The sequence below is a fragment of the Pseudoalteromonas luteoviolacea genome (assembly GCF_018100925.1).
GTDB classification, from domain to species: Bacteria; Pseudomonadota; Gammaproteobacteria; order Enterobacterales; family Alteromonadaceae; genus Pseudoalteromonas; species Pseudoalteromonas obscura.
The window spans coordinates 216218-236654 of sequence record NZ_JAGJEH010000008.1; the positions used below are offsets into that span (position 1 = coordinate 216218).

Annotated in this window: 21 protein-coding genes and 1 pseudogene; 14 read left to right on the forward strand and 8 right to left on the reverse strand. The window is 43.2% G+C overall.

The genetic code is table 11. The features are described from left to right. The first annotated feature begins 85 nt into the window (after window positions 1–85). A complete protein-coding gene (locus J8M00_RS18320) occupies window positions 86–451 on the forward strand; it encodes a glutaredoxin family protein (RefSeq protein WP_023397389.1) in 366 nt (121 codons plus the stop codon). 94 nt (window positions 452–545) lie between these two features. Continuing rightward, window positions 546–2033: a glutamate--tRNA ligase gene (gene gltX / locus J8M00_RS18325; RefSeq protein WP_211011964.1), complete on the forward strand. Its 1488-nt coding sequence runs from the start codon at window positions 546–548 to the stop codon at window positions 2031–2033. 23 nt (window positions 2034–2056) lie between these two features. On the opposite strand, the gene J8M00_RS18330 is transcribed toward gltX, so the two are convergent. From J8M00_RS18330 to J8M00_RS18340, 3 genes are all read right to left on the reverse strand, one after another. Then, entirely contained in the window at window positions 2057–2503 is a 447-nt protein-coding gene (locus J8M00_RS18330) for a MarR family winged helix-turn-helix transcriptional regulator (protein WP_211011965.1), read from the reverse strand. Then, window positions 2503–2982 carry a glutathione peroxidase gene (locus tag J8M00_RS18335; protein ID WP_211011966.1) on the reverse strand — a complete coding sequence of 160 codons (480 nt, stop codon included), beginning with the start codon at window positions 2980–2982 and terminating at the stop codon, window positions 2503–2505. Before J8M00_RS18335 ends, J8M00_RS18330 begins: the two co-directional genes overlap by 1 nt. Window positions 2983–3056: 74 nt before the next feature. Beyond that, window positions 3057–3908 carry a LysR family transcriptional regulator gene (locus J8M00_RS18340; protein ID WP_247687450.1) on the reverse strand — a complete coding sequence of 284 codons (852 nt, stop codon included), beginning with the start codon at window positions 3906–3908 and terminating at the stop codon, window positions 3057–3059. Window positions 3909–4071: 163 nt separating this feature from the next. Here J8M00_RS18340 and J8M00_RS18345 point away from each other — a divergent pair, with 163 nt between their 5' ends. The 3 genes from J8M00_RS18345 to J8M00_RS18355 all read left to right on the forward strand — a co-directional run bounded on the left by J8M00_RS18345 (window position 4072) and on the right by J8M00_RS18355 (window position 6924). Further along, the gene (locus J8M00_RS18345) at window positions 4072–5226 is read left to right on the forward strand and encodes an iron-containing alcohol dehydrogenase (protein ID WP_211011968.1); all 1155 of its coding nucleotides are present in this window, start codon (window positions 4072–4074) and stop codon (window positions 5224–5226) included. A 170-nt stretch (window positions 5227–5396) separates the two neighbouring features. Beyond that, window positions 5397–6035 (forward strand): cytochrome b/b6 domain-containing protein, encoded by a 639-nt coding sequence (locus J8M00_RS18350; protein WP_211011969.1) that lies wholly within the window; start codon window positions 5397–5399, stop codon window positions 6033–6035. 193 nt (window positions 6036–6228) lie between these two features. Next, a complete protein-coding gene (locus tag J8M00_RS18355) occupies window positions 6229–6924 on the forward strand; it encodes a DUF3581 family protein (RefSeq protein ID WP_211011970.1) in 696 nt (231 codons plus the stop codon). A gap of 14 nt (window positions 6925–6938) precedes the next feature. Here J8M00_RS18355 and argE read toward each other — a convergent pair whose 3' ends face one another. Further along, complete coding sequence (gene argE / locus J8M00_RS18360) at window positions 6939–8117, reverse strand: acetylornithine deacetylase (protein WP_211011971.1); 1179 nt, start codon at window positions 8115–8117, stop codon at window positions 6939–6941. 168 nt (window positions 8118–8285) lie between these two features. Between argE and argC the strand changes: the two genes are divergently transcribed. The 7 genes and pseudogenes from argC (at window position 8286) to J8M00_RS18395 (ending at window position 14829) form a co-directional block, all read left to right on the forward strand. Then, entirely contained in the window at window positions 8286–9293 is a 1008-nt protein-coding gene (argC, locus tag J8M00_RS18365; protein ID WP_211011972.1) for an N-acetyl-gamma-glutamyl-phosphate reductase, read from the forward strand. Next, window positions 9290–10078: an acetylglutamate kinase gene (argB, locus tag J8M00_RS18370; RefSeq protein WP_211011973.1), complete on the forward strand. Its 789-nt coding sequence runs from the start codon at window positions 9290–9292 to the stop codon at window positions 10076–10078. Before argC ends, argB begins: the two co-directional genes overlap by 4 nt. A gap of 8 nt (window positions 10079–10086) precedes the next feature. Beyond that, entirely contained in the window at window positions 10087–11004 is a 918-nt protein-coding gene (locus tag J8M00_RS18375; RefSeq protein ID WP_211011974.1) for an ornithine carbamoyltransferase, read from the forward strand. Between the two features lie 13 nt (window positions 11005–11017). After that, entirely contained in the window at window positions 11018–12229 is a 1212-nt protein-coding gene (locus J8M00_RS18380) for an argininosuccinate synthase (RefSeq protein ID WP_211011975.1), read from the forward strand. Between the two features lie 24 nt (window positions 12230–12253). Next, window positions 12254–13618 (forward strand): annotated as a pseudogene (gene argH, locus J8M00_RS18385) (argininosuccinate lyase); the annotation flags it as partial. A 529-nt stretch (window positions 13619–14147) separates the two neighbouring features. After that, window positions 14148–14324 (forward strand): hypothetical protein, encoded by a 177-nt coding sequence (locus J8M00_RS18390; protein ID WP_211011977.1) that lies wholly within the window; start codon window positions 14148–14150, stop codon window positions 14322–14324. A 46-nt stretch (window positions 14325–14370) separates the two neighbouring features. Beyond that, complete coding sequence (locus J8M00_RS18395; RefSeq protein WP_211011978.1) at window positions 14371–14829, forward strand: hypothetical protein; 459 nt, start codon at window positions 14371–14373, stop codon at window positions 14827–14829. Window positions 14830–14875: 46 nt separating this feature from the next. Here the strand turns inward: J8M00_RS18395 and J8M00_RS18400 are convergent, their stop codons facing one another. Continuing rightward, a complete protein-coding gene (locus tag J8M00_RS18400; protein WP_211011979.1) occupies window positions 14876–16231 on the reverse strand; it encodes a capsule assembly Wzi family protein in 1356 nt (451 codons plus the stop codon). Then, on the reverse strand, window positions 16228–16710 hold the full coding sequence (coaD, locus tag J8M00_RS18405) for a pantetheine-phosphate adenylyltransferase (protein WP_211011980.1): 483 nt from the start codon (window positions 16708–16710) through the stop codon (window positions 16228–16230). Before coaD ends, J8M00_RS18400 begins: the two co-directional genes overlap by 4 nt. 171 nt (window positions 16711–16881) lie before the next feature. Between coaD and J8M00_RS18410 the strand changes: the two genes are divergently transcribed. Then, complete coding sequence (locus J8M00_RS18410; RefSeq protein ID WP_023397407.1) at window positions 16882–17538, forward strand: TetR/AcrR family transcriptional regulator; 657 nt, start codon at window positions 16882–16884, stop codon at window positions 17536–17538. Between the two features lie 175 nt (window positions 17539–17713). Beyond that, window positions 17714–19171: a tRNA uracil 4-sulfurtransferase ThiI gene (thiI, locus tag J8M00_RS18415; RefSeq protein WP_211011981.1), complete on the forward strand. Its 1458-nt coding sequence runs from the start codon at window positions 17714–17716 to the stop codon at window positions 19169–19171. A gap of 13 nt (window positions 19172–19184) precedes the next feature. On the opposite strand, the gene J8M00_RS18420 is transcribed toward thiI, so the two are convergent. Continuing rightward, on the reverse strand, window positions 19185–20081 hold the full coding sequence (locus tag J8M00_RS18420) for a ketopantoate reductase family protein (protein WP_211011982.1): 897 nt from the start codon (window positions 20079–20081) through the stop codon (window positions 19185–19187). Further along, window positions 20078–20431: a VanZ family protein gene (locus tag J8M00_RS18425; protein WP_211011983.1), complete on the reverse strand. Its 354-nt coding sequence runs from the start codon at window positions 20429–20431 to the stop codon at window positions 20078–20080. The genes J8M00_RS18420 and J8M00_RS18425 overlap by 4 nt, the downstream gene beginning before the upstream one ends. Window positions 20432–20437: the final 6 nt, after the last annotated feature.

Below are 20437 nucleotides of genomic sequence, written 5' to 3' on the forward strand. Positions count from 1 at the left end.
AATAGCCAGCGTTTTTGGGAACTTTTGCGCGTATGTTGTGCAACAATGTGATATTCTAGCCGGAAATTTGATTGGGAGAATATTCATGAAACTGATCCGTTGGTTGCTTGGTCGTCTTATCTTGCTATTTGATTTTATCTTTACACCAAGAAGCAAAAAACGCTCAACTCAAGCGCAACAACAACTGGACAATATTACGCAAAACCTCAAACTCTATCAGTTTAAGGCTTGTCCGTTTTGTGTCAAAGTCAGACGCGCGGCAAAACGAGAGGGGTTGAAGCTTGAAACTCGTGATGCAAAGGACAATACAACTTATCGTCAAGAGCTGCTGGAGCAAGGTGGTAAAGTTAAAGTACCGTGTTTAAGAATTGAAGAACAAGGTCAGGTGACGTGGCTCTATGAATCAAGTGATATTGTGAGCTATTTACAGCGATTAGAGCAACCAGCTTAATATTCGGTTCTTTAATGCTGGCTATTTTCCCTGTATTGAGGCTGTGCTAGCATTCCACTTATTATTTTAAAGTAACAAATTTAAGAGATTTATCATGACAATCCGTACACGTGTTGCGCCTTCTCCAACGGGTGATCCGCATTTAGGTACTGCATATATTGCCTTGTTTAACTACTGTTTTGCCAAGCAGCAAGGCGGTGAGTTTGTACTTCGTATTGAAGACACCGATCAGGTTAGAAGCACCCCAGAGTCAGAGCAAGCTATTATGGATAGCTTACGTTGGTTGGGTCTTAATTGGGATCATGGTCCGGACGTGGGCGGCGAGTTTGGTCCTTATCGTCAATCTGAGCGCACTGAGTTATATCAAAAATTTGCGCATCAGTTGGTAGAAGAAGGCAAAGCATTTTATTGCTTTGCAACAGCGGAAGAGCTTGACCAAATGCGCGAAGAGCAAATGGCTGAAGGCCTTCGCCCTAAATATGATGGTCGTGGTTTGCGTTTGAGCAAAGAAGAGATCCAGGCCAATTTGGATGCTGGTAAACCCTATGTGATCCGGATGACGATCCCGGAAGAAGGCACATTTAAGTTTAACGATTACCTACGTGGCGAAATTGAAATCCCGTGGGAAAATGTCGATATGCAAGTGTTATTAAAGGCTGATGGTTTCCCAACTTATTTTATGGCGAACGTGGTTGATGATCACCATATGCAGATCAGTCATATTTTCCGCGGTGAAGAGTGGATCAACTCTGCGCCTAAGTTATTAAAGCTGTATCAAGATCTGGGCTGGGAAGCGCCAGTACTTGGTCATTTGCCACTGCTTCGTAATCCAGATAAATCTAAGCTTTCTAAGCGTAAAAACCCAACCTCAATCAATTATTATAAAGAAATGGGCTTCCTACCTGAGGCTGTGCTCAACTATCTTGGTCGTATGGGTTGGTCAATGCCTGATGAGCGTGAAAAGTTTACCTTGGCAGAGATGATCGAGCACTTCGATATGAAACGTGTTTCACTTGGTGGGCCTGTTTTTGATGTAGATAAACTAAGCTGGTTGAATGGCTTGTGGATCCGCGAAAATTTGAGCGATGAAGAGCTGATCCAACGTTTTGTCGATTGGAAGTTTAATGCGCAAACACTGGCTCGAGTATTACCAGAAGCAAAAGCGCGTATAAATACGCTGTCAGATCTGGTTGACCTTGCAGGCCATTTTGTCGGTGGCATTCCTGATTACGATCCTACATTACTGACTGCGGGTAAAGCAGATGATGCGGTGATCATACAAGCACTGCAGTTCTTTATTTGGGAGCTTGAGAAGCTACGTAGTTGGAATAAATCGGAAATTTTTGCAATTGCAAAAAGTGTCGCAACTTTCCATGAGTTGAAGATTAAAGAGTTTTTAGAGCCGATTTTTGTGGCGATCACAGGTAAAACTTCTTCAACATCAGTAGTTGATGCGATGGAGGTGCTTGGATCTGACCTTTCTCGTGCACGTCTACGTGTGGCACTTAACCACGTCGGTGTGTCTAAGAAACTGGCTAAAAAGCTAGAAAAGGCTTATAGAGAGTATCCAACTATCGGTTAACCGACAACGCATGGCAAGTGGGCTTACTTGCCATGCGGTTCTTGAAGTTGTATCAATTGATCTAATAGTTGTTTAAGCTCAACGATTTTTTCCAACGACATATCGGTTTGCTTGAGCATTTGTGATGGAATGCAAGCACACTGAGTTTCTAAGCTTTTTCCCTTTTCTGTCAGATATACATAACATTGTCTTTCGTCTTCAGTGTCTCGCTCACGCTTTAGCAAGTTGCCTTGTTCTAAACGCTTTAACAGCGGTGTGAGTGTATTACTTTTAAGCTGTGCGCGTTTACCAATTTCTTTGACAAGAAGTCCATCTTGTTGCCATAAAATCAGCAACACAATGTATTGTGGGTAAGTTAATTCATACTTTTTTAATATTGGTTGATAAAGCCTTGTCACGTGTCTAGATGCTGCGTATAGACTGAAGCAAAGCTGGTTATCCAAGTTGAGTTCAGGAAACTTATCACTCATCAGCTGCTCTGTAATGCCTGTATAATATCCGCTTTAATTTTCTCTGGTTTTGTCGTCGGTGCATAACGTTTAAGTGGTTGCCCGTCTTTACCGATAAGGAATTTGGTAAAGTTCCATTTGATGTTATTGGTCAATAGCCCAGGCAGCGCTGTTTTTAAATATTGATAGATTGGATGTGCACGCTCACCGTTGACGTCAATCTTTTCCATCATCGTAAAGTCTACGCCATAGTTTATTAGGCAGCCTTGTTGGATATCTGATGCATTGCCTGGCTCTTGCTGTCCAAATTGATTGCAGGGAAAGCCAATAACTTCCAACCCGTCACTATGTAATTCTTGGTGAAGTTGCTGCAAGCCTTCATATTGTGGGGTTAAACCGCATTTGCTGGCAGTATTCACGACAAGAACAACTTTCCCTTTGAGGTTAGAAAAAGCATATGGTTTGCCTTGCAGTGTATTTGCTGTGAACTCGTAAAACATATTTGGTCTCTTATGATTTAATCGTGTGCGATTTAAATGTTAGAGCAAATTTATTGGACGTGCAAGGTTAAAAATTAACTTACGTGTTTAAGCAAGAAGTCAATTAGCAGCCTAACCCGCAGGGGCATAAGGTCCTTTCTCGGATAAACCAGCCAAGTCGCATTGTCCGTAACTTGATGGTCATCCAATAGTGAAATTAGCTCACCACTGGCAATACTGTGTTCAGCGATATCTTGAGCAAGGTGAGCGATGCCGAGGCCGGACTTGCAGGCATGTAGGATTGCTTGAGGGTTATTACTACGCCAACTTCCGGCAACTTTAACTTCATCGATCCCATTGTCGCCTAGAAAGCGCCAGCGATTTGAGATAGCAATTAAACAGTTGTGTTGGGATAAGTCCCGCGGTTTTTCCAGTGGTGGGGCATCATTTAGGTACTCAGGGCTGGCTAATAACTTCATATAGCGCGTGCTGAGTTTTCTCGCAATCAGACGTGAATCTTGTAGGCGACCAAAGCGAATGGCTAAGTCAAAACCATCTTCTACCAAATCGACGTTTCGGGCATTAAAATCAATATGTACACGCACCTTGGGGTATAGCTTGCAAAACTTGGCAATAACGGGTGCTACGCGGTTAGCCATAAAGTCTCCGGCACCGGTTATTTTAATGGGCCCTTTGGGAGTATGTTGAACGCCTTGCAGTTCGTTGTTGGCATCGAGCAACTCCTGTTGGATCACTTTTAACTTATTGGCATATGCGAGCCCTTCTTCAGTGAGCTTAATACTGCGTGTCGTTCTTTGTAATAACACTGTACCCAAACGAGTTTCCAGTTGTTGGATTTGGCGGCTAACATGTGATGTCGATACATCAAGTGCGCTGGCAGCCTTACTAAAACTACTATGCTCTACGACTGCTAAAAATATATCCAAGCCCTGCCACATTTTTAATTCTACCTGTGCAAATATCTATCGCTATATTAATTGATTATTGCTGCTGTGCAAAAGTGTATTGCGTTATGAATAATGATTTTCTGCGTTGTAGTTATTAGACTGTGTGCGAATTAACAAACCGACCGTCATTGCAGGAGCATGCATGCTGAACTTTAATTTTTACAATCCAACAGAGATTTTTTTTGGCGAAGGCCAGATAAGTCAAGTGGCTAACGCAATACCAAAAAATGCCAAAGTATTAGTTGTTTACGGTGGCGGAAGTATTCATAAAAACGGTATTTACGATCAAGTAAGTGATGCCTTAAGTGGCTTTAGCTGGGAAGAGTTTGCCGGCATAGAACCTAATCCGACATACCAAACATGCATGCAAGCTGTGGCAAAAATCAAGGCTGAAGGGTTTAACTTTATTCTCGCTGTCGGTGGCGGCTCAGTAATTGACGGCAGCAAGTTTATTGCAGCTGCTGCTGAGTTTAGTGGTGAACCTTGGGATATTTTGAGCAAGGGGGGGGAAGTGGAATCAGCGTTGCCAATAGGTGTAGTGTTAACACTGCCTGCGACGGGATCTGAATCGAATAGTTTCAGCGTTGTATCAAATAGTGAGACTCAAGATAAACTTCCGTTTGCCTCAGCTTATGTTCAACCTAAGTTTGCAGTGCTTGACCCACAAGTGATGAAAACATTACCTCAGCGTCAGCTGACCAATGGTGTGGTCGATGCATTTGTCCACACCATGGAGCAGTATCTAACATACCCAGTTGATGCAAAAGTGCAAGATCGTTTCGCAGAAGGGCTACTGATGACGTTGATGGAAGAAGGCCCAAAGCTGTTATCTGACGAGGTCGATTATAAAGTGCGTGCTAATGTGATGTGGTCAGCGACTATGGCATTAAACGGCCTAATAGGCGCGGGCGTACCACAGGATTGGTCAACACATATGATTGGACACGAAATCACTGCCGTATATGGTTTAGATCACGCCCAAACACTTGCTGTGATATTACCGAGAATGATGTTTGCACAGCAAGAATCAAAACGAGCCAAATTACTACAATATGCAGAGCGTGTTTTAGGTCTAGATATTTCAGATGAAGAGCAAGCGATAGCATCTGCTATTGAGCTAACGGAACAATTCTTCCATTGCGTTAATATGAAGACCCGGCTGAGTGACTACGGTGTGGGTGAAGAAGCTGTTGAAGTTATTACCAGCCAACTTGAGCGCCATGGGATGACAGCCCTTGGTGAACAGCAAGCCGTAACACTGGATAAGAGCCGTCAGATTATAGCGGCTAGTTTATAATATAGTCAGCTCATATGCGGGCCATATCAGTTGGCCCGTATTTTTTTGACATCTAACTGCCTCATTATTGTCTTGTCACAATAATTTTGCGCTTTATAACGCAAAAGCATCGTTTTTGATTTATTCCTCAGGTAACCTCTGCTGTCTCACAATCAATAATAGGGGCATTTATGATCAAAGTGTGGGATGGGTTTATTCGCGGTTTTCACTGGTTGTTAGTGATCGGAATTGCGGTTTTATATGTGTCAGGTGACGAGGGGTGGCTTGATCTCCACTTTGTCACGGGTTACTTATTATTGGCTCTTATGGTGACAAGAATTATCTGGGGAGTGATCGGCAGTGATACTGCAAAACTCAGCGCACTGTGTCATCACCCTAGAGCGATATTAAGCGCGTTCAAAAGTAAAGCCCCCCATGTTGGCCACAATCCAGCTGGAAGTTTGATGGTATTGTTTTTCTTTGTGGTTATTTTTGTACAGCTGGTTTCAGGCTTACTAACCTCAGACGATATTCTAATGGATGGGCCGCTGGTGCAATATGTTAGCTATGACTGGGTAGAGCTGGCAGGAAATATTCATCAAACCAATATCGATATATTATTGCTGGGTATTGCTATCCACATCATCGCCATTGCTCTTTATCGTTTTAAAGGAGTTAAACTGTTACGCACTCTATTGACGGGAAAAATGGCAGCATCTGAACACTCACCAAAATTAAAAAATGGGATGTGGGGCTATATTATTTTTGCTGTGCTTGCTGTTGCTCTTATCGTTTTTTGGGGCCTAGAGTCGCTTGGTGCCATTCTGTAGTTTTTAGGCTGTTATACGTCTACATAACTATTGTTGCACTTTGCGGTCAATTCACGGGTCAACTCGAATCAGGTGCAGTACCATTTCTGCAAGGTTTGGGTTGAAAGTTAATGTATATTATCCAGTGATATGACCTCTCTGTGCTTATTTTCTGCTAATATAGCGCGATTTTCATGCAAGAAAGAAGTTAACTATGCTTACACCTTACTATCAACAAGAAACCAATAAACTCGTGATCAGCCGTGAACAAGGTAGCCAATTTGCCAAGCAAGTGGCAGATGACTTTAACCCTTTGCACGATATAGACGCAAAAAAGTTCTGTGTTCCTGGTGATTTACTATTTTCATTGGTACTTGATAAGTACGGTGTGAGTGAAAATATGCACTTTACATTTGCCGGAATGGTAGACGAAACCTCTGAGTTAGAGTTTCCTGAGGGCAGTGATGCGTTTGATATTATTTCTAATGAAAAAACCATGCTTTCCGTGAAGCGTTCAGGCCAAAATAAACAATGTGCTCAATTGGTCGAGAGTTTAATCAAGAACTATGTAGCTTTTTCTGGTAAGGCATTCCCACATGTCATCATTCCTTTAATGGGTCAACAAGAGGTAATGATAAACCCGGCACGTCCTATGGTTATCTATGAGTCTATGTCGATCCACTTAGATACACTAGATATTGAAGAAGTGACACTAGAAGCAGCTGATCCTGAGTTTAGCTATGAAGGTAAGCGAGGGAAAATCATTTTACGTTTTGAACTACTAAGCAATGGCGAGAAAGTCGGCTTTGGTGAAAAGCACATGCTAGTTTCTGGTATCAAAGAGTATTGTCAGCAGGCAATAGATGACCTTATCGATTACTACAATGAGCGTAAAGTAACGTTAAAATAAGAAAAAGCCAGCTACTAGCTGGCTTCTTCTTTATTGAAGCAACATGTTTGGATCAAATTCAAAATGATCTCTTGGCTCGGTTTGATCTTGTCCATTGCTAAATGCTCGTCAGGCTGGTGAGCTTGAGCAATGGAGCCGGGGCCCATCACTATAGTTTCACATCCCAGTTGCTGCAAAAAGGGCGCTTCCGTACAGTAATTGACAGCAATAGCTTTTTGTTTTGAGAGCTTCTCTGCTAGTTTTACTAGTCCCGAGTCCGTTCTACCGCTAAATGCGGGAATTGGATCATGAAGATCAATGACATCTACGCTGCCCGGATATTGTTCGTTAATGGGTTTGAGCGCTGTAAGTAACATCTGCTCTAATTCAACAATACTGAGTCCAGGCAGCGGGCGAATGTCAATGTGCAATTCACAGCAGCCACAAATTCGATTGGCGTTGTCCCCACCATGGATGTGGCCTAGGTTTAGAGTTGGGTGTGGTACAGCAAAATGCTCAACTGAATATTTATTCTTTAATTCTTCTTTTAATTGCAACACTTGTGTAATCACTTGCTGCATAATTTCAATGGCATTCAATCCTCTTTCTGGATCTGAGCTATGGCCAGATCGCCCGGTAATGCGGATTGCACTGCTCATATGTCCTTTGTGTGTAAATACCGGCACCATATCGGTTGGTTCTCCGATGACGCAATACTTCGGTTTTAGAGAAGCGTGCTGTGCAACTTGTTGGGCGCCCGCCATTGTGGTTTCTTCATCTGCTGTGGCAAGGATCATCAATGGGGTGCTTTGTTGGCTGTGCTCTAGCTGGCGAATAGCATTAAGTACAAATGCGAAAAACCCCTTCATATCAATACTTCCAAGGCCAAATAGCTTGTTATCTTTTTCTGTTAATTCAAAAGGGTCTGAGTTCCATCGAGTATCATCGAAAGGTACTGTGTCGGTGTGGCCTGCCAGCATCAAACCGCCTTCAGTTAAATTTTTATCTAGCGGCTCTCGCCTTGCTAGCAAATTGAATTTGCCGGGAGAATGGGTTAATTCCGTGATCTCCACCTCAAAGTCCAGTTCACGGCACCAGTTGGCTAGCTCGTCTATAACGGCTTTATTGCTGAGATCTAAAGACCTATCGATGGCACTAACCGATGGATTGGCGATCAGCTTTTTATACATATCGAGAAAATTGGGCAAAGACATAATACTCCAAAATATTTATTCAAAGATGTTGCATAAAAATTTATATGTGTTTAGTATGAATATCAATTCATTTTTAAAGAATAATTATCTTAGGGGTGGGCGATGCGAAGAACATTTCATCTATAGCAAGTTTGACTCCCCAATCAATCAACTACAAAAGAGTTATCGATGTTAAATGTTTCTATTATCGGCGCCAGTGGATATAGTGGTGCAGAATTAGCCAAATTACTAGCAAATCATCCTGAATTTAATTTGATTGGCTGCTATGTTTCAGAGCAAAGCTTAGACAAAGGTAAATTGCTCAGCGACCTTTATCCAGAGCATACTGGACTATTGAATATAGAATTGGCTCCATTGACAGAACAAGCTTTTGTGCAGATTGCGGCACAATCTGAGTATGTGTGTTTGTGCACTGACCACAAGGTGAGTGTTTCTCTTGCTCCCAAACTGCTCGACCTAGGCCTTAAAGTTTTTGATTTATCGGGAGGGTTTCGTTTAGCGGATGCGTCCCAATACCAACAGTTTTATGGCTTTGAGCACCCACATCAACCCTTACTAGATGAAGCTCAATATGGTTTGGCTGAATGGAACACGCATGCGATTAAAGATGCACAGCTGATTGCCGTAGCAGGATGTTATCCTACCGCGGCGCTGAACGCACTAAAACCACTCAAAAATGCTGGTTTATTAACTGATTCGCAAATTATCATCAATGCAGTTTCAGGTGTAACTGGGGCAGGAAGAAAGGCATCCTTGACCACGCATTTTTGCGAAGTGTCTCTCTCGCCCTATGGATTATTCAATCATCGGCACGGCCCTGAAATTTCGCAGTATTTGGGGCACCCAGTTTTATTTACCCCCCATTTAGGCAATTTTTCAAGGGGGATCCTCGAAACTATTTATGTTCAGTTAAAAGAGGGTACCACGCCACACGACGTCGAAGCCGCTTACCAGTGTGTTGCGGATGAGCCTTTGATCAGACTCAAAGGAGACAAACTGCCATCTATTAAAGGTGTTGCAAACTCGCCTTATGTTGACATTGGCTGGCAGCAGCAAGATCAACAGTTGATTGTGGTTGTGGCAATTGACAACCTTCTTAAGGGGGCTGCAGGCCAGGCACTTCAATGTATGAATATTGCCAGTGAGTTTACACCGACTTTGGGGTTAAAAGGATGAATGAATTAGCTAAGAAAACCTGGGTTATTAAAGTTGGTGGCGCGGTGTTAAATACAGAGCAAGCCGCGCTATCTCTATTCCAAGTACTGTGTGAATTGAGTCAAGAGCAAGACAAGCAATTTGTAGTTGTTCACGGAGGAGGAGCTTTAGTCGACCGCTGGCTAGAAGATGCGGGTTTTGCTACAGCAAAACACCAAGGACTGCGGATCAGCCCTAAAGAGCAGCTGCCATACATTGTTGGGGCATTGGCCGGGTGTGCAAATAAACAGTTGATGTCTCAGGCCATTGTTGCTGGCTTACAGCCGGTTGGAACATGTTTATACGAAGCCGGATTTTTAGCCAAACAAAAACTTAAAGCTTTAGGTCAGGTTGGTACCTGTGTCGCTAAGGAAGGGCTTGGCTTGCTAGATAGCCTTTTGGCATTAGGCCGGACCCCTCTAGTTAGCTCTGTAGGGATTGGCCAAGACGGTGGACTTTACAACATAAACGCAGATGAAGCCGCTGCCGAAATCGCTCAAACGATTGGCGCAGAGTTGGTTTTTATGACCGATGTCGAAGCGGTTTTAGATGCACAAAAACAACCTTTGCACTCGTTAAATGCTGAGCAAATAAATGAACTGATCCAACAGAAGGTTATTGTGGGCGGGATGGAGGTCAAAGTTAAGACCAGTCTTCACGCTGCCCAACACTTACGACGTGGCGTTTATATCTCAAGCTGGCAAAAGCCAGAAAACTTAATCGCCTTATTACAAGGTGAGCATGTCGGAACACAAATTTTACCTTAGGATAAAACATGAATCAGTCATTCATTACGGGCTTAGAACTCGATAAAAGTAAGCTTTTAAACCTTCTTAATCTTGCCCATCAAATAAAAGCACAACCGCAGGACTTTGCGCAGGCATTGGCAGGTCAATCCATTGTTACTTTGTTTGAGAAGCCAAGCCTACGAACTCGCTTATCATTTGATATTGGCATTAATAAGCTGGGTGGTCATGCCGTTTACTTAGATCAGCAAAATGGAGCGATGGGAAGCCGTGAGTCCGTCAAAGATTTTGCATTGAACATTTCGACGTGGGCCGACGGTATTGTCGCTCGCGTAAATCAACACAGCACGCTCTCAACCTTGGCTGAATATGCGGAGGTACCTGTGGTAAACAGTTTGTGCGACCTTTATCACCCATGTCAGGCTTTAGCAGATTTTATGACGTTGCAAGAAGTATATGGAGACGTCAGTGGCCTTAAGCTAGCGTATTTGGGAGAGGGCAACAATGTGACACACTCCTTAATGTTATTGGCCGCAAACTTAGGAACAGATTTTGTTGCGGTATGTCCTAAAGGCCACTCCCCGGATGCACAAATCGTTAAACAGGCCGAGCAAATGGCTGCTGTTAACGGAGCGAGTATTTTGATCAGCGACCGAGTGGAAGCGGCAGCAGGCGCCAATGTGTTGTACACGGATACTTGGGTTTCGATGGGGAGTAATGTATCTCTTGAACAAGCAAAAGATACATTTATGCCATACCAAATTAATACACAGCTGCTAGAACAGACAGGTGCACAAACTGTGTTGCATTGCCAACCTGCACATAGAGAGTATGAAATTACCTCCGAGGTTATGGATGGCAAAAACGCAAAAATTATTCAACAAGCTGAGAACCGGATGCACGCCCAGAATGCGCTACTGGTGACTTTGTTAAACAAACAATATTAGAAAGGTAATGAAAATGAGTGAAGTAAAGAAGGTCGTACTGGCGTATTCTGGCGGTTTGGATACGTCTGCAATCGTGCCCTGGTTAAAAGAAAACTACGGCTGCGAAGTGGTCGCCTTCGTCGCCGACGTCGGTCAAGGTGAAGAAGAGCTTGCCGGTGTAGAGGAAAAAGCCATAGCTTCGGGGGCCAGTGAATGTCATATCGTTGATTTAAAAGAAGAGTTGGTAAGTGATTACATTTATCCAACGCTACAAACTGGTGCGATCTATGAAGGCACGTACCTGTTGGGAACTTCGATGGCACGTCCCATTATTGCAAAAGCACAGGTTGAGGTTGCGCGCAAAGTCGGTGCAGATGCCTTGTCGCATGGGTGCACGGGAAAAGGGAATGACCAAGTACGATTTGAGTCATGCTTTGCGGCGTTGGCACCGGATCTGAAAGTAATCGCGCCTTGGCGTGAATGGAGCCTATCAAGTCGTGAGTCATTACTCGACTACCTTGCACAAAGGGATATTCCGTGTACAGCTTCGGCAACTAAAATCTACAGCCGTGATGCTAATATTTGGCATATTTCTCACGAAGGCGGAGAGCTTGAAGATCCTTGGAATCAACCAAGTGATCAGGTTTGGACGTGGACATCTTCTCCTGAGCAAGCGCCAGACTCGCCAGAGTTTGTGTCTGTTTTGGTTGAGCAGGGACAAGTTGTGGCAATTAACGGCGAGAAATACAGCCCCTATCAATGCCTGGTGGCGTTGAATAAAATTGCGGCAAAGCATGGTGTTGGCCGGGTGGATATTGTTGAAAACCGGCTTGTAGGAATGAAGTCTCGTGGCTGCTATGAAACTCCGGGAGGCACAGTGATTATGGCTGCACTGCAAGCGATTGATGAATTGGTGCTAGATAAATCGAGCCGTAAATGGAAAGAGACTTATGCCAGTGAGTTTTCTCATCTTGTTTACGATGGCCGTTGGTTTACGCCACTAAAAGATTCTATTTTGGCAGCGGCGAAAGCCTTGGCTGAATGCGCAACTGGCGAAGTGGTATTGAAGCTGTATAAAGGGCAAGTAGTTGCTGTACAGAAGCAGTCGATCAATAGCTTGTATAGCGAAGATTTTGCAACCTTTGGTGAAGATGATGTTTATGATCAATCACATGCGGAAGGTTTTATTCGTCTGTTTTCACTTTCAAGCCGGATTGCGGCATTGAATAAGCAAAGTCAGTCCTAATTCGCGCACGAGGAGTTAAATATTATGGCATTATGGGGTGGGCGCTTTTCAACAGGGCCTGATCAAGCTTTTAAGCAATTTAATGATTCATTGCCGTTTGATTATCAGTTGGTTGAGCAAGATATCGTCGGCTCAATTGCTTGGGCGGGTGCTTTAAAACAAGTAGAAGTTTTGTCCAGTGATGAGTATGAGCAATTGGTCGCAGGGCTAAATGCACTATTGGATGAGTCTTTAGAAAACATGGCTTCGATTGCAAGTAGTGGCTTTGAAGACATTCACTCTTTTGTTGAAGCAAAACTCATTGAAAAGGTGGGAGAGCTTGGCAAAAAGCTACATACGGGTCGCAGTCGCAATGATCAAGTCGCAACCGATTTTCGCCTGTGGTCTCGTCAAACTGCTGAGCAGATCGTAACTGCGCTACAGTCACTTCAAGGTGCATTGGTAGAGTTAGCGCAGCGAGAGCTTGGCACTATTTTACCTGGTTACACACATTTGCAGCGAGCACAGCCTGTGTTGTTTAGCCATTGGTGTATGGCATACGTAGAAATGTTGAGCAGAGACATTTCGCGGTTGAGTGATGCCATTGATCGCTTAAACGAGTGTCCTTTGGGGTCTGGCGCACTTGCAGGCACCGCTTACCCTATAGACAGGGAGGAGCTGGCACAGCAGCTTGGTTTTCAGCGCGCTACTCGAAACAGCTTAGATGCTGTATCGGATAGAGATTTTGTAGTAGAGCTATTAAGTTGCGCGTCAATATCTATGATGCATTTATCTCGTCTGGCTGAGGATATGATTTTTTACAACAGTGGTGAGTCTGGGTTTATAGAGCTGGCGGACAACGTCACGTCTGGTTCTTCTTTAATGCCACAGAAGAAAAACCCAGATGCCTTGGAGTTGATCCGAGGTAAGACTGGCCGTGTGTTTGGTGCATTCAGCGCGATGATGATGACTTTGAAAGCGCTGCCTTTGGCATATAACAAAGATATGCAAGAAGACAAAGAAGGATTGTTTGATGCACTGCCCACATGGATTGCTTGTATCCATATGGCTGAGTCATGTATTCGCGGTGTAAAAGTGAATGCTGATACCACGCTTAAAGCTGCACAGGGTGGACATGCAAATGCCACCGAACTTGCTGACTACTTGGTAGCCAAAGGGATCCCATTTCGAGAGGGACACCATATTGTCGGCCAGCTAGTACAAGTCGCAATTGCGCAACAGAAGTGTCTAGAGGAACTTTCAATTGCTGAGTTTCAATCAGTTTGCCCGCAAATTGATGATGATGTATATCCACGGCTAGAAATTGCCGCCTGTATTGCCGCTAGGCAGGCGCTAGGCGGCACATCATTGCCTCAAGTCCGCACTGCGATCGAGCAGTTCAAGTCGCAAGGCTAAACTTTTCAAAATCTTCTATTGTAGTGAGGTTAGGTGACTGCCTCACTCATCTCTCAGAATGTACCTTTCATAACCTAAATATCATTATTGATATATTTAAATTATTTCATTATTAAAAATTATTAAGATCTTAACCCAATTTATTTTTATTTAAAAAGTGGCGAGAGGTGTAAGAGCATTGCGCTAATTCAATAGGTAACCTTCATCTTTGCATCGAGCTTTTTTTCATATATTTGGGTAGTGAAACTTTTATAACTTGATACTTTATATCGGGTTATAAATTGGCATCTACAATACGGGGTCTCGTGAAAATGACAAAAAGCAATAGTAGACAAGCTTGAGTGCAATGACAGAGCAAAAAATTTAAATTGTGCAATTGTTAATCGTTTGGTCTTTTTGGTAAAATATTTGTGTTTATTTTGAGGGTTTTGGCTTGGTTGTTGCTTATTTATAGCTGCAAATAGTTTTGGCTGTGAAAATTATTGTGTAAGCCGAAATGAATATATTTATTAAAGGGAAAACAATGGCTAATTTAAATATCAAAAATCTTGATTCATCGAAAAGTGCTGGTAAAACAAAGACGCTTTCTGTTAATGTGATTAAATCTTTAGCAAGCTTGAAGGCAATATCTGGTGGACGTGCTAGTGGTAATTATCCCAAAAAGCGCTTTCCAACTATCATCGTAGATAATGGCATTTGATTACTTCGGATTAAGTATAGGAGCCCTCGTAATTTGGGGCTTTTTTATGGCCAGTTTACTCCATGTATCTTTTTACATACTGGCTGTTAATAAAAATGTGCAGGCTTTGGCATGTGCGTCCATTCTTGCTGCATCATACAGTCTCAGCGATTTAACGACGTCTGTTAACTTTGAGTCGATCGATTTTGCGATCTACTTTGTCTATGACATAGTTACGCTGGCTATTGTCATAATGTCTAGGCATTTCTTTTACAAGTATGATCCAAGGCAGCCATGCTACATTTATTGCTCTCTCGGTTTAACCATTAACGCAATGTTATTTCTTGCGATGTTTATTGATTCCCATTTGCTTGGTACCGACGAGCCTTGGGCACTTTGGTATTTTTATTCATCTATGGTCAATATCGTCGACTTGGTGATGGTGGGGGCGCTGATCCTCAATAGAGATTTTCTGGGCTTACAGCTGATTTCTCGCAGAGTGTTTAACATTAAAACCTCATCGTAAAGAAGAGGCTGCTATCCTTGAGCGTCATAGCAGCCTATTGTCATTGTTAGTACTGAAACTCCCAGCTTAATCCGAGCGCATGATGCGTATCGCTCTGTTGGTCTGTTTTATCCTCCCACATAGTGATACTTGCCTTAAATAACCCTTGTGCTAAAGCGTGTTGAAAGCCAAACTCGACCAGTGACCGTTCGGTGTTAATTGCTTCGAAGTCAGTAAGCTTGATTTTACCGTAGCCGCCAGCGCCTTCAATTTGAAAGTAATCAAACGCCACAGTCAAACTTTTAGCTTGAGGGCCGATGGCAGCGCCAAGCCAAAGATCATATTCTTTGTAGTCTGAGCCTTTGCCCAATTGTTGAAAGTTACATTGAAAGCTCGCCGATTGAGCTAAACAATCTGTGGTGGTATCACTGTATTCGACATAGCCTTTGATACGGTAATCTTCTTTGGACCAAAAACTTTCTATACCAGCACTAAACAGTGCCTCATCTGGCAAAACGCCATTGTCATTGTTCCCACTGTATTCACCGTAAATTGCAAAAGGTTGCCCGCCAAGAACTGAAGAGTACTTGAAGTCAACGCTGGTGATTCGCTGCTTTTTAAGCTCAGAGCTGGTATCCAAGTGAGTAAACAAAAAATCACTGCCGGTTGTTGCAAAGCCCAGCTCAAGGCCCTTTATGGGAGTCGCAGAAAAGCGCGCGCCCCAAAAGTCGCCCTCTTTGTCGGCTGGCTTGTGTTTTGCTGCAATGGCAGTGATTTGCCAAGGTCCGATAAAGGATAGAAATTGTGGTCCACTATAATTGGTGTTTGCTCTACTTAAGCGTACCGCCTTCATTGGCGGTGCGTTGTTTGACAGCAGCAAGGCTGTTTCATTGCCTGGGCCCCACCAATAATCTAATCGCTCAGCACTTAAAGACCAGTCACCAAGAAGCACTGCAAGGTGGCTACCATGGTGATTGACATGCTTTCCATCAAGTGACTCGTCAGCGTAATTTACCTGCACTCGTGCACTGACATTATTGCTGGTAATTTCTCCAAAAGTAGTGACGCCAGACTTTTCTCTGCTGTTTTCGCCCATACCAGTGTCAGTGTTTGGCTTTTCTCGGAAATGCATCTTTACGCCAGAGTGTGCTTTATTTTTAGCGTGTTGAAGTGCGTGGCGAAGATGAGAAACTGCAAAGGCATTTTCTGTGCTAAGAGTAGCTGAATCGATTTGTTTTAGGTCATGTGCAATGCCTTGCCATAACAACGGATATTGATTGACTGGACGATTGATTAGACCATGGCTAACGAGCAAGTCTATTGAGTGTTTAAGGGCGCTGTCTTCAGCTGATATCCAAGGGCCTGCGTGGCTATTTAGTGACAACGTGCATAAACTAATAGCACTGAGGTACCTTAATTTCATTGATGTAATTTCTCCATAAGTGCTCTAGCGACAATTGGGTCTACAAATTCACTGACATCACCGTGGTGAAGTGCCACTTCTTTGACTAGCGTTGATGAAATAAAAGAGTTTCGCTCTGAAGGGGTAAGAAACACGCTCTCTAGCTGTGGGTATAACCTGCGATTCATATTGGCAAGCTGAAACTCGTAGTCAAAGTCTGACACTGCACGGATCCCCCTGATCAAGACGTTCGCATTTTGTGCTTTAGCTAAGTCCACAAGTAAACCCGAAAAGCCAATCACTCTGACATTGGGTATATCGCCAAGTACCTGTTGTGCTAGATCAACCCGTTCTTCCAATGTAAAACAAGGTTTTTTTGTTGGGTTATGGGCGATAGCGAGTATAACTGTATCAAACATGTTTGCGGCGCGTTTGATAAGATCAGCGTGTCCATTAGTTAAAGGGTCAAATGTACCAGGGTAGAGGGCTATGACTTTCATGGGATTATTGTAACACTAAAAATTTTTGCTATGTTAGCAAGCTTCTCAAGCAAATTCACTGGTCTGCTTTCAAATTTGCTCATTTAACCTTGTATATGTTTAGTGCTATTTTCAATTAACCAAGTGGCCGCTAAGCCGTTAGTATAATTAAGCGTGTAAAGAGAGTCGGATATGAATACCAAGGAAAAAATAATTCGTACGAGCATAGCCTTGTTTAACCTGCATGGTGAACGAGCGATAACTACCAATCATATTGCCTCTAATATGGGCATAAGCCCCGGTAATTTGTATTATCACTTTAAAAATAAAGAAGATATTATTAGACATATCTTTTCTCTTTACAGTGAGCATTTAAGTACTCACTTCAAGCCGCTGAGTATTGACCATGAACCGTTGGAACAATTGACGCAATACTTAGATTCACTGTTTGAACTGATGTGGCGCTATCATTTTTTCTACGATAACCTGACGGATATTCTGGCGCGTGATAAAGGTCTAAAAAAAGACTATATAGAGTTTCAATCGCAGTTGTTTGAGCAAGTAAAAGCGGTTGTTATCGGCCTGCGAAGTGCTGGTGTCATTGATATTGAGGATTATGATGTTGATGAATTGGCTCACATGTTAAAAATGGTTGTGAGTTTTTGGACTCCTTATGTCAAAGCGCGACGGTTAACAGGTGTATTAGAGCAAAAAGATATCTATAACGGCATTGTTAAAGTATTGATGCTGTTTAAACCCTATGCCACACAGATGAGCAGCGACAAGATTGCACAGCTGCGTGATTACTATCAGGAGCAAGCGGACACCAGTTTGCCAAGCATTGCTTAAATACATTTTTCAATTCAAGCTGCTGATTTACTTGGCAGCTTAATGTTTCAACTGTAATCAAGTTGCCATTCTGTCTGTTTATTTCCTAGTCTTTAATAAGTTTGTTATAATCCCGCGCCTTAAAATGATTCAACGTTTTGTACGTTTATAGTTTCACACCAGCGAGTAACTTCTTATGCTTAAATTTATCGTCAAGCTGCACCCTGAAATTGTCATCAAAAGTAAGTCAGTGCGTAAGCGTTTCACTAAGATTTTAGAGAAAAACATTAAACTCTTGCTCGGTCGTGTTGATGAGGCAGTCGCAGTTAAAAATAACTGGGATAATATCACCGTGGTTAGTCAGTTAAGTGATGACAATACTCGGTTGGCTTTAATTGATGGTTTAAAGCGGGTACCAGGGATCACCTTGTTTCTTGAGGTCCAAGAAGTCACTTTTGAAACGCTTGACGATATTTACCAACATACGTTGCCATTAGTGCGTGAGCAGATAGAACACAAAACGTTTTGTGTGCGTGTAAAGCGCCAAGGTAAGCACGATTTTACGTCTAGTGATGTTGAGCGTTATGTCGGTGGTGGCTTGAATCAGAATATTGAAACGGCTCGCGTTAAATTGACCAGACCTCAAGCGACCGTGAAAATAGAGATTAAAGATCAGTTTGCTTACATTGTGCGAGCTCAGTATCGCGGCCTAGGTGGATTTCCACTGCCTACCCAAGAAGATGTTTTATCACTTGTTTCCGGTGGATTTGACTCTGGTGTGGCAACTTATCAAATGATCCGCAAAGGCGCGCGTACACACTTCTTATTCTTTAACTTAGGTGGCGCCGCTCACGAAATTGGTGTGAAGCAGGTAAGTCACTATCTTTGGAAGCAGTATAGCTCTACCCACAGAGTGAAATTTATTACTGTCGATTTTGAGCCTGTCGTCGCTGAAATTCTAGAAAATGTTGAAAACAGCCAAATGGGTGTTGTACTCAAGCGTATGATGATGCGTGCGGGCAGTGCAGTGGCACAAAAACTGGGTATTCAAGCACTCGTAACAGGAGAGAGTATCGGCCAAGTTTCAAGCCAAACTCTAGCCAACTTAAGCGTAATAGATCGGGTTACAGACACCTTGATATTACGCCCACTTATCCAAAATGATAAAGAAGAGATCATTCGTATCGCGAGAGAAATTGGCACCTGTGAGATGGCTGAAGCGATGCCGGAATATTGTGGCGTTATTTCTAAAAAACCAACGGTTAAAGCGGTACTGGAAAAAATCGAAGCGGAAGAGGCAAACTTTGACTTTGACGTATTGGATACCGTGGTAGGCAACGCGGTTATTAAAGATATTCGCGATATTGAGGCCGAGGCAAAAGAAGAAGTGAAAGAAGCTGACAGTGTTCAGGAGCTGCCGGAAAATGCAGTGGTCGTGGACATTCGCTCACCTGAAGAGGAAGATGCAGATCCGCTAGAGATAGAGGGCATTGAAGTGATCCACTTGCCGTTTTTCCGTCTCGCGACCAAATTCGGTGATCTGCCTCAGGATAAAGATTATTTCCTGTATTGCAGTAAAGGGGTTATGAGTCAGCTGCAAGCCTTGATTTTGCACGAAAACGGCTTTACTAAAGTAAAAGTGTATAGACCATAATAAAAGAGCAGGCTTAAGCCTGCTCTTTTATTTTTACCTGTTGCCACAAGGTCTCATTCTCTGTGGCTTGGTATCCGTACTTTTTTGCTGTGGTGGCGATATAGCCACATATTGCGTCAATTTCAGTTCGGCGTTTTAACTTGATATCTTGGGCCATAGATGAGGTGTTATGCTGTGTCAGCGCCATTACTTTATAGGCGCGCGCTAATTCTGTTGCGAGTTGCAATTTCACTCCCTCACATTGAGCAACAAAGCAGGCTTCATTGAGTAGTTTTAACACCTGTGTTGCGTAGGCCGGGGTTTGCAATGCACCGTTTGGGCACTGCATCAAAGCTGTCAAAGGGTTAATTGCAATATTCACACACAACTTTTGCCAGCGGACTTCTGCAATATCATTGGTGAGCTCAATGGGCTCAAAGTATTGCATAAAGTACCGATCGTATAGCTCTGTAATTTGGTTCTTGGCTTGCGCATTGCAAGCCCCTAGCTGAGTAAGTCCAGGCCCTTTGAATATCACGGTATTATTATCAGGTTTCATCCCTCCCATTGACGTACTCAAGAAGTAGAGAGCTTGGGTCGGTTGCAAAATGCTGTTGAAGTGATTGAGATCGCTCATCCCGTTGTGGCTCAAAATCACATTGGCATCATGGCTTAGGTGGGGGGAAAGTGCTTCCATGGCCGAGGCCAATTGGTAAGCTTTAACTGGGACAATGCATGTGTGGATTTTACCACTGAGGTCCTCTAGCGTAGTCATTTTAACATTTAATTGGCGACGCTGCTTGCCATCGATAAAAAAGAATGCTTGCTTTGAAGCAGTGCGAGTGATTAAAGTCACCGAGTGGTGATGTGACAGCTTTTCGGCGAGCAGTAAGCCGACGGCACCACACCCCAAAATGTAAATATCACTCATTGCTCGCCTCGGCGCAGCCTATATTTGCGAAATAGCCAGATGGCGACAAAATAGCTGATGGCTCCCATCACGTCGGCAATAAAGTCACCGAGTGATGCTTGTCGATATGGTAATGTAGATTGCATCCATTCAACTGCAGCACCGTAGCTGATTAAGAGTGTCATATGAAACCAAATTTTGAATCTAAATGCGTGGTGGGAAAAAAACGCCAGCGCGAAAAACACGCCAAAATGCACCACTTTGTCTAGGTGTTCAATTCTAACAACATGATTTTTAACTTCTTTTGCAAACAGATAAGTAATGACTATCAAAAATAACAGCAACAGTGTTCGATATACTTGTCTTGTCACATGCAC